Genomic DNA, 8,721 nt, shown 5'->3' on the forward strand with positions numbered 1-8,721 from the left:
CCCCCGCCGTGCACCTGAAGCTACTCGTCGAGGGTGAGGAGGAGTCGGGGTCCCCGCACTTCCTGGCGCTCATCGAGGCCCACAAGGACCGCATCGCCGCCGACGCGGTGATCGTCTCGGACACCGGCATGTGGTCGGAGGACACCCCGACCGTCTGCACCGGCATGCGTGGCCTCGCCGAGTGCGAGATCACGCTGCACGGCCCCGACCAGGACATCCACTCGGGCTCCTTCGGCGGCGCCGTGCCGAACCCGGCCACCGAGGCCGCCCGCCTGGTCGCCGCCCTGCACGACGAGGACGGCCGCGTGGCCGTACCCGGCTTCTACGAAGGCATCACCGAGCTCACCGACCGCGAGCGCGAGCTCTTCGCCGAGCTGCCCTTCGACGAGGAGCGCTGGCTGCGCACCGCCAAGTCGCACGGCACCCGCGGCGAGGCCGGGTTCACCACCCTTGAGCGCGTCTGGGCCCGCCCGACCGCCGAGGTCAACGGCATCGGCGGTGGTTACCAGGGAGCGGGCAGCAAGACGATCATCCCGTCGTCCGCCGTCGTGAAGCTCTCCTTCCGCCTGGTCGCCGGCCAGGACCTGACCCGCGTCGAGCAGGCCGTCCGCGCCTGGGCGGCGGACACCGTCCCGGCGGGAATCCGCCACACGATCACCTTCAGCGCCGGTACGCGCCCGTGCCTGACGCCGCTCGACCACCCGGCGCTCCAGTCCGTGGTGCGCGCCATGGGCCGCGCCTTCGGGCAGCCGATCCGCTTCACGCGCGAGGGCGGCTCGGGACCCGCGGCCGACCTCCAGGACGTCCTCGCCGCACCCGTTCTCTTCCTGGGCATCTCCGTGCCCTCCGACGGCTGGCACGCGCCGAACGAGAAGGTCGAGATCGACCTGCTCCTCAAGGGCGTCGAGACGGCCGCCCACCTGTGGGGCGACCTCGCCCAGAACTGGCACGGCGCCCACCGTGCACACTGACTTACGGACCGCCGAGCACGCCGCAGCCCGCCCTGCCGAGCCACCCATTCCATCGGGGGAGTTGGAAGCACCTGTGACCACCTGGACCGACCACACCGCAGACCGCCCGATCTCGCTCACCGCGCCGAGCGGCATCGACCGGGCGGCGCACCACCGCATGGACGAGGCGTGGCTCGCGGCCGCGTGGAGTCACCCGACGACCCGGGTCTTCGTGGTCTGCGGCGGCCAGGCGCTCATCGACGAGACGCCCGAGGGCCGCACCGAACTGGTGATGACCCCGTCCTTCGAGGCGCCGCTCACCGAGGAGCACCGCTACTTCCTGGGCTGCGACGACGACGGCGTCAGCTACTTCGCGCTCCAGAAGGACGCCCTGCCCGGCCGCATGGACCAGTCGGCGCGCCCCGCCGGACTGCGCGAGGCGGGACTGCTGCTCTCCCCGCGCGACGCGGGCCTGCTGGTGCACGCCGTGGCCCTGGAGAACTGGCAGCGCCTGCACCGCTTCTGCTCACGCTGCGGCGAGCGCACCGTCATCGCGGCGGCCGGCCACATCCGCCGCTGCCAGGCCTGCGGCGCCGAGCACTACCCGCGCACGGACCCGGCTGTGATCATGGCGGTCAGGGACAGCGAGGACCGCATCCTGCTCGGCCGCCAGGTGCACTGGCCCGAGGGCCGCTTCTCGACCCTGGCCGGCTTCGTCGAGCCGGGGGAGTCCATCGAGCAATCGGTGCGGCGCGAGGTGTTCGAGGAGGCGGGCGTCCTCGTCGGCGACGTGGAGTACGTCGCGAGCCAGCCCTGGCCCTTCCCCTCCAGCCTGATGCTCGGCTTCATGGCCGACGCGGTCTCCTCGGAGATCAACGTGGACGGCGAGGAGATCCACGAGGCCCGCTGGTTCTCCCGGGAAGACCTGCGGGCCGCATTCGAGTCCGGGGAGGTCCTGCCTCCCTACGGAATCTCGATTGCGGCCCGTCTGATCGAGCTCTGGTACGGCAAGCCCCTGCCGAAGCCGGGGTCCGTCGGCTGACCCGTCAGGCGACCAGCTTCTGCTTGACCTGGGCGAGCGAGGGGTTCGTGAGCGTCGAGCCGTCCGGGAAGAGAACGGTGGGAACCGTCTGGTTTCCGCCGTTCGCCTTCTCGACGAAGGCTGCCGAGTCCGCGTCGTGCTCGATGTTGATCTCGTTGTACGTGATGCCCTCGCGGTCCATCTGACCCTTGAGGCGGCGGCAGTAGCCGCACCACGTGGTGCTGTACATCGTCACAGTGCCCGGCATGTCGTCTGTGCTCCTTCGTGGCTCGGGATGCGTCATCGCAATGCGAAGAACGTACGCGACCCCACGGTCATTCCCGCATTAGTACGACTGCGACGGCCTCCCTGTGGACAACCGGCTCAGCCGCCCCTGGCGACCTGGCAGCATGTTGGGGTGACATCAGCAACGCACTCCACCCTCTTCCCGCAGGTCCCGGACTCGGCCGACGCGGTGCTCGCCGGGCTCGACCCCGAGCAGCGCGAGGTGGCCACCGCCCTGCACGGGCCGGTGTGCGTCCTGGCGGGCGCCGGTACGGGCAAGACACGGGCGATCACGCACCGCATCGCCTACGGAGTGCGCGCGGGCATCCTCCAGCCCGCCAGCGTCCTCGCCGTCACCTTCACCAACCGTGCCGCGGGCGAGATGCGCGGCCGTCTGCGCCAGCTCGGCGCCTCCGGCGTGCAGGCCAGGACCTTCCACTCCGCGGCCCTGCGCCAGCTCCAGTTCTTCTGGCCGAAAGCCGTCGGCGGTTCGCTGCCCCGGATCGTCGACCGCAAGATCAAGCTCGTGGCCGACGCGGCCGCCGCCTGCCGCATCCGCCTGGACCGCAACGAGCTGCGCGATCTGACGAGCGAGATCGAGTGGTCCAAGGTCACCCAGACCGTCCCCGCGGACTATGCGGCCGCCGCGGCCAAGTCCGGCCGCGACGTCCCGCGCGACCCCGCCGAGACCGCCCAGCTGTACGCGGCCTATGAGGACCTGAAGCGCGACCGGGCCGTCATCGACTTCGAGGACGTCCTGCTGCTCGCCGTCGGCATCCTCCAGGACCGGCACGACATCGCCGAACAGGTCCGCGCCCAGTACCAGCACTTCGTGGTCGACGAGTACCAGGACGTGAGCCCGCTCCAGCAGCGTCTCCTCGAGCTCTGGCTGGGCGACCGCGACAGCCTCTGCGTCGTCGGCGACGCCAGCCAGACGATCTACTCCTTCACCGGAGCCACCCCCGACCACCTGCTGAACTTCCGCACCCGTCACCCGGGGGCGACGGTCGTCAAACTGGTCCGCGACTACCGCTCCACCCCCCAGGTCGTCCACCTCGCCAACGGCCTGCTCTCCCAGGCCCGCGGCCGGGCCGCCGACCACCGTCTCGAACTGATCTCCCAGCGCGACCCCGGCACCGAACCGGTCTACACGGAGTACGCGGACGAACCCGCCGAGGCCGAGGGCGCCGCCCGCCGTATCCGCGCCCTCCTCGCCGACGGCGTCCCGGCCAGCGAGATCGCGATCCTCTTCCGCACGAACTCACAGACGGAGATCTACGAACAGGCCCTGGCCGACGCCAATGTGCCGTACCAACTCCGCGGCGCCGAGCGGTTCTTCGAGCGCACCGAGGTGCGCGAGGCGGGCGCGGCCCTGCGCGGCGCCGCCCGCTTCGGGGGGAACGACGCGCTCCTGGACGACGTGGTCGACCTGCCCTCCCAGGTGCGGGCCGTGCTCTCCACCAAGGGCTGGACGTCGGAGCCGCCCGCGGGCTCCGGGGCGGTCCGCGACCGCTGGGAGTCGCTGGCCGCGCTGGTCCGTCTGGCCGAGGACTTCACGCGCGCCGCGCCCCAGGCGACCCTGGCCGACCTCGTGGCCGAGCTGGACGAGCGGGCGAACGCCCAGCACGCCCCGACCGTCGAAGGCGTCACCCTTGCCTCGCTGCACGCGGCCAAGGGCCTGGAGTGGGACGCCGTGTTCCTCGTCGGCCTGGCCGAGGGCATGATGCCGATCACCTACGCCAAGACCGACGAGCAGATCGAGGAGGAGCGGCGGCTCCTCTATGTGGGGGTGACCCGTGCCCGCGTGCACCTCGGGCTCTCCTGGTCGCTCTCCCGGTCACCCGGCGGGCGTCCCAACCGCCGCCCGAGCCGCTTCCTCGACGGGCTGCGGCCGGGCTCCGGCGGGGGCACGGCGGCGCGCGGGGCGGGCGGTGGTCCCGGCGGTGTCGAGCGCGGCAGCGGCGGCGAGGCACTGGGCCCGGTGGTCGGCCGCCGTCAGCGCAGGAGCCGCACACCGGCCCGCTGCCGCGTCTGCGGCCGGACGCTCACCGAGGCGGGCGAGATGAAGCTGATGCGGTGCGAGGACTGCCCCTCCGACATGGACGAAGGGCTCTACGAACGGCTGCGGGAGTGGCGCGAGGACCGGGCGAGCGGACTGGGACAGCCCGCGTTCTGCGTCTTCACGGACAAGACCTTGATCGCCATCGCCGAGGCCGTGCCGGACGACGAGGGAGAGCTGGCGCGCATCCCCGGTGTCGGCGTGCGGAAGTTTCACCGCTTCGGCGCCGAAGTCCTCGCCATCTGCGCAGGTCAGGACTATGTAAGGGGCGCCGATGGCGAATGATTCAAACTCGTCGAGAAAATAGTTTGCGCATGCGCAAGGAAGACCCATAGGTTCTTAGGCACAGGAACGGCGGCTTCTCCGAAGCCCCGAACCCGTGCTGTACTTGTTCCGCAGGATCGGTCTTGGCCGATCCCTTAGACGCCGAGAGGAGGCGAATTCCAGTGATCAGCAGCAACAAGAGCTTCGTCAGCACCGCCAAAATGACCGATCGCTCGGTCGTCGCTTCCTGCCTGCTCGGCTTCTCGAACCAGGGCACCGGTCTGTCCGGCGGCACCCCCGCCGTCCGTCCGATGTCCGTCTCCCTGCCTCTCGGCGGTCTCTCGATCCGCGAGGCCAATGGGGGCAATGAGCGACCGACCAAGGCACCGGAAGCAGCAGTAGCGGAGGCGCAGGCCCAGGCCTATGCCTTTGCGGCAGCCGGTGCCGGATTCCGGAAGCAGACGACGCAGCACCACCTGATGTGGGCCTTCCGTGGGCTCGAACCCTGGAGTGATCCAGTCTGATCCTCGATCAGACCGGCGCCTTCAGGGCCGCGGAACCCCACCCGGGATCCGCGGCCCTTTTGTTTTCCCCGAAACAGGAAGACAAGCCGAAGGGGCCACCAGCAAGACCCGGTACCAGCCGCCAACCGGCCGACCCAGGCCGGCACGACCAGACGAGGAAAACCACACCGTGCAACTCGAAGCGCACGCCCCGTCCGTACCGCCTTCACAAGCGATCACCCCACCCACTTCCACGGAGGACCCGACCTTGACCCCCCTGACCGCGCTCACCGCGCTCGACGACGCCATCGAGAACCTCGGCGTACCCGTCCCCTGCCGTGCGTACGACCCCGAGGTCTTCTTCGCGGAGTCCCCGGCCGACGTCGAGTACGCCAAGTCGCTCTGCCGCACCTGCCCGCTGATGGAGGCCTGCCTCGCGGGCGCCAAGGAGCGGCGTGAGCCGTGGGGTGTCTGGGGCGGCGAGCTGTTCGTCCAGGGCGTCGTCGTTGCCCGCAAGCGGCCCCGTGGCCGCCCGCGCAAGAACCCGGTCGTCGCATGAGCATCACCGGAACGATCGATCGCCCCATGACGCACGACCCCAAGAAGCAGGCCCCGATGAAGGCAGCCACCAGCGAGCCCGCCGGCTCCGCCACCCCGGACTTCACCACCACCGGCGCGCATGCCTCGCGCCAGAACAGGACCCGTGAGATGCAACTCATCCCAGAAGCCATGGCTCGTGCGCATATGCACGACCGCCTGCGCGAAGCCGAGGCCCAGCGCCCGGCCGAGCGCCTGATGGCGGCCCGCCGCATGCAGCGCCGCGCGGAGCGCGCCTCGCTGCGTGCCCGGCGCGCGCTCGCCATGGCGGTCATGCAGTAAGCGCCCACCAGGCGCAGCGAGAGAAGTGAGACGGGGGCCGGTCCGCAGGGACCGGCCCCCGCAGTGCGTTGTATCCCCAAGCACCCGGAAGCGGAGATAGTGTCACCGGGTGAACCAGCGGAACCCGGACCAGCAGAACCCGGACCAGCGGCGGGCGGGCCAGCCGGGCCGAACACATCCCACGGCCGTGGACGCCACGGGCCCGGTCGTCTGCTCCGGCTGCGGCACGACCGCCGAAGCTACGCCGCTGACCTGGACGTACTCGGTCGAGAACGGCGTCCGCCGCTACTTCTGCGACGTCTGCGCGCGCGCCAACCTCAGAGCCATCGAGGGACGCCTCGACTCCGACCGCTGGTAGCCCGGAGTCCCGGACCGGGCGGCAACACCGCCGCTCACGCCTCGGCCGCCGCCGCGCCCTCCTCCTCCGCCTCGGCACCCGTCTCTTCGGCGTCCGCGTCCGGCTCCTCCACGAAGCCCGGCAGCCACTCCTCCAGCTCGTCCCGCATCCGGACCGTCGCCCCGAGCTGGCACAGCACTCCGATGGTGCTCAACGTCACACGGTGTATCAGCAGATACGCCGGGGGGAGGTTGAGCTGCTTGCCCAGCTGGTGAGCGGGGGAGCGGGGGTCGGCCACCCGGGCCGCCTGGCTGCGCATCCAGCCCCGCGTGAACGTGAACTCCTCCACCAGCATCGGCTCGATGATCGGCAGCAGATAGTCGAGCACGGCGTCGGGTTCGAGTTCCACGGACTCCTTGACGAAGCCCTCCCCGCACAACATCTCGTAGACCGCGTCGGCCTCGCCCGCCAGCGTCATCCGCAGGGACTCGCCGATCGTCACGGGCAGGCCGCCGGGGAGCCGGTCCACCGTGCCGAAGTCCAGGACGCCGAGCCGCCAGCCGTCCTCGCCGTCGGGCACCAGACGGAAGTTCCCGGGGTGCGGGTCGGCGTGCAGCAGCCCCGTGCGGGCCGGGCCCGAGAAGAGGAAGCGGGCCAGGAGCTGACCCGCACGGTCGCGCTGCTCCTGCGAGCCGTCCGCGATCACCTCGGACAGGGGCGTCCCCTCCATCCACTCCGTGACCAGGACCTGATCGCTCTGGTGCACCACCGCGGGCACCACCACGTCCGGATCGTCCGCGAACTCCTCGGCGTGTGCCTGCTGCGCCTGTGCCTCCAGGCCGTAGTCGAGCTCCTCCGAGACCCGGTCGCGCAGCTCGGTGATGAGCGGCTTGATGTCCATGCCCGGGATCAGCGGACCGAGGAGCCGGGCGAACCGGCTGATCTGGCTCAGGTCGGACAGCAGCGCCTCACCCGCGCCCGGGTACTGCACCTTCACCGCGACCTCGCGGCCGTCCTCCCACACAGCCCGGTGCACCTGCCCGATCGACGCGGCGGCGGCCGGCTTGTCCTCGAACTCCAGGAACCGGTCGCGCCAGTCCTCGCCGAGTCGCTCCGCGAGCACGGAGTGCACCGTGCGGGTCGGCATCGGAGGCGCAGCCTCCTGGAGCTTCGTCAGCGCCGCGCGGTAGGGACCCGCGACCTCCTCGGGCAGCGCGGACTCGAAGACGGAGAGCGCCTGCCCGAACTTCATGGCGCCGCCCTTCAGCTCCCCGAGGACCTTGAAGAGCTGCTCGGCCGTGCGCTGCTGGAGCTCACGCCCGACGATCTCCGCCGACTTGCCCCCGATCCGCTTGCCGAGCCCCCAGGTCGCGCGTCCCGCGAAGCCGAGTGGCAGCGCGGCCAGTTTGGCGGTTCGGGTGACCGCCTTCCGGGGAAGATCAGACATTCGCCCCTCCAAGTCCCAGACAGCCGCGCCTTCTCAGGCGGTTACCCGGCCATTGTTGCGTGCGGCTCCGTGTCAGTGGTGAGCCGATCCCCCTTAACGTGCACGGCGGCCCCGCAAGGACAGGCAGGATGCGCCCAGACCGGGCGCGCGTGCCAATCGAAAGAGGGCACGGAAGCCTCCCATCGGGCGTCCGTACAGGCCGAGGGTGTTCCGTCCAGAAACGCCAGCGCATGCCCCGCGACCAGGCCTGCGACGGAGGTCGACAGCGCCAGGTCGCAGGCGGGCACATGCCGGGCGCGCCCCGAGCGCCACTGGGCCAGCATCCGCGGCCAGACCGGATCGCGGTCCGCGCGCTGCCGGAAGAGACATCCGGCACACGCGGTCGCTCCGGGCAGGACCAGCGGCCCCACCACACCGGTGCCCTCGATCACACCGGCGTAGAGATGAGGGGTGCCCGCGGCCAGGAGGTCCTCGGCAGCGGCGGGATCGGGGGCGTAGGCATGCAGGCCGTCCCGTGGAGCGATGATCACGAGGGAGAGCCCCGCTTCGGCCTCGGGTCCGCGCGGTGGCCCGGCCGGACGGCCGACGCGTGCGGAGGGCCCCGGCGGAGCCGCGCGCGGTGGCCGGTCCGGTGCCGCCGCGCGGACGAGACGTCGCGCGGTCGTGTCCCTGCGCTCTCCGACCGACTCCGCGGGCAGCCCGCCCGGCGCGACGYCCCACGGCKCCACGTGCCCGCCGTCCAGCACATCGACCCGGCCCACGCCCGCGCCCGCGAGGACCGAGGCCACCACGGCGCCCACCCGGCCCGCGCCCTGGACCCGCACGCGCATGGACCGGCGCGCCGCCAGCTTCCCGATCGCCTCGCCGGGCTCCGGGGAGGAGAGCGACAGCGAGGCCAGATCGGCCCGCAGCCGTTCCATGACGCCGCTCCGCCCGCGCAGGCCGTCGGCGGCCGGGCCGCCGCCCGTCGCGTCGT

At 71.6% G+C, this 8,721-nt stretch carries 10 protein-coding genes; 7 read left to right on the plus strand and 3 right to left on the minus strand.

Annotated elements, in window-relative coordinates; translation table 11 throughout:
• Together AB8Z36_RS21740 and nudC are read left to right on the plus strand one after the other, a co-directional pair.
• Nucleotides 1-971 (plus strand): M20/M25/M40 family metallo-hydrolase (locus tag AB8Z36_RS21740; protein WP_369215030.1); only part of this gene is annotated, 971 nt, incomplete at its 5' end.
• 73 nt (nucleotides 972-1,044) lie between these two features.
• Nucleotides 1,045-1,992 carry an NAD(+) diphosphatase gene (gene nudC / locus AB8Z36_RS21745; protein WP_369215031.1) on the plus strand — a complete coding sequence of 316 codons (948 nt, stop codon included), beginning with the start codon at nucleotides 1,045-1,047 and terminating at the stop codon, nucleotides 1,990-1,992.
• 4 nt (nucleotides 1,993-1,996) lie between these two features.
• Here nudC and AB8Z36_RS21750 read toward each other — a convergent pair whose 3' ends face one another.
• Nucleotides 1,997-2,239 carry a mycoredoxin gene (locus tag AB8Z36_RS21750; protein WP_369215032.1) on the minus strand — a complete coding sequence of 81 codons (243 nt, stop codon included), beginning with the start codon at nucleotides 2,237-2,239 and terminating at the stop codon, nucleotides 1,997-1,999.
• 27 nt (nucleotides 2,240-2,266) lie between these two features.
• Between AB8Z36_RS21750 and AB8Z36_RS21755 the strand changes: the two genes are divergently transcribed.
• The 5 genes from AB8Z36_RS21755 to AB8Z36_RS21775 all read left to right on the plus strand — a co-directional run bounded on the left by AB8Z36_RS21755 (nucleotide 2,267) and on the right by AB8Z36_RS21775 (nucleotide 6,319).
• Complete coding sequence (locus AB8Z36_RS21755; protein ID WP_369215033.1) at nucleotides 2,267-4,600, plus strand: ATP-dependent DNA helicase UvrD2; 2,334 nt, start codon at nucleotides 2,267-2,269, stop codon at nucleotides 4,598-4,600.
• 161 nt (nucleotides 4,601-4,761) lie between these two features.
• Nucleotides 4,762-5,103, plus strand: a complete 342-nt coding sequence (locus AB8Z36_RS21760; protein ID WP_369215034.1) for a hypothetical protein — start codon at nucleotides 4,762-4,764, stop codon at nucleotides 5,101-5,103.
• Nucleotides 5,104-5,272: 169 nt separating this feature from the next.
• On the plus strand, nucleotides 5,273-5,641 hold the full coding sequence (locus tag AB8Z36_RS21765) for a WhiB family transcriptional regulator (protein WP_369215035.1): 369 nt from the start codon (nucleotides 5,273-5,275) through the stop codon (nucleotides 5,639-5,641).
• Nucleotides 5,638-5,961 carry a hypothetical protein gene (locus AB8Z36_RS21770; protein ID WP_369215036.1) on the plus strand — a complete coding sequence of 108 codons (324 nt, stop codon included), beginning with the start codon at nucleotides 5,638-5,640 and terminating at the stop codon, nucleotides 5,959-5,961. Before AB8Z36_RS21765 ends, AB8Z36_RS21770 begins: the two co-directional genes overlap by 4 nt.
• A 109-nt stretch (nucleotides 5,962-6,070) precedes the next feature.
• Complete coding sequence (locus AB8Z36_RS21775) at nucleotides 6,071-6,319, plus strand: hypothetical protein (protein ID WP_369215039.1); 249 nt, start codon at nucleotides 6,071-6,073, stop codon at nucleotides 6,317-6,319.
• Nucleotides 6,320-6,353: 34 nt separating this feature from the next.
• On the opposite strand, the gene AB8Z36_RS21780 is transcribed toward AB8Z36_RS21775, so the two are convergent.
• Both AB8Z36_RS21780 and AB8Z36_RS21785 read right to left on the minus strand, forming a co-directional pair.
• Nucleotides 6,354-7,745, minus strand: a complete 1,392-nt coding sequence (locus AB8Z36_RS21780; RefSeq protein WP_369215037.1) for an ABC1 kinase family protein — start codon at nucleotides 7,743-7,745, stop codon at nucleotides 6,354-6,356.
• 41 nt (nucleotides 7,746-7,786) lie between these two features.
• On the minus strand, nucleotides 7,787-8,721 hold a 935-nt coding region (locus tag AB8Z36_RS21785; protein WP_369215038.1), incomplete at its 5' end, for a TOMM precursor leader peptide-binding protein.

This window comes from Streptomyces flavofungini (genome assembly GCF_041028215.1).
GTDB lineage: Bacteria > Actinomycetota > Actinomycetes > Streptomycetales > Streptomycetaceae > Streptomyces > Streptomyces flavofungini_B.

Coding starts and splice junctions, on each gene's coding strand:
- AB8Z36_RS21750 (WP_369215032.1), bottom strand. CDS start 2,239: ATGCCGGGCACTGTGACGATGTACAGCACCACGTGGTGCGGCTACTGC.
- AB8Z36_RS21755 (WP_369215033.1), top strand. CDS start 2,267: ATGCGTCATCGCAATGCGAAGAACGTACGCGACCCCACGGTCATTCCC.
- AB8Z36_RS21770 (WP_369215036.1), top strand. CDS start 5,638: ATGAGCATCACCGGAACGATCGATCGCCCCATGACGCACGACCCCAAG.
- AB8Z36_RS21780 (WP_369215037.1), bottom strand. CDS start 7,745: ATGTCTGATCTTCCCCGGAAGGCGGTCACCCGAACCGCCAAACTGGCC.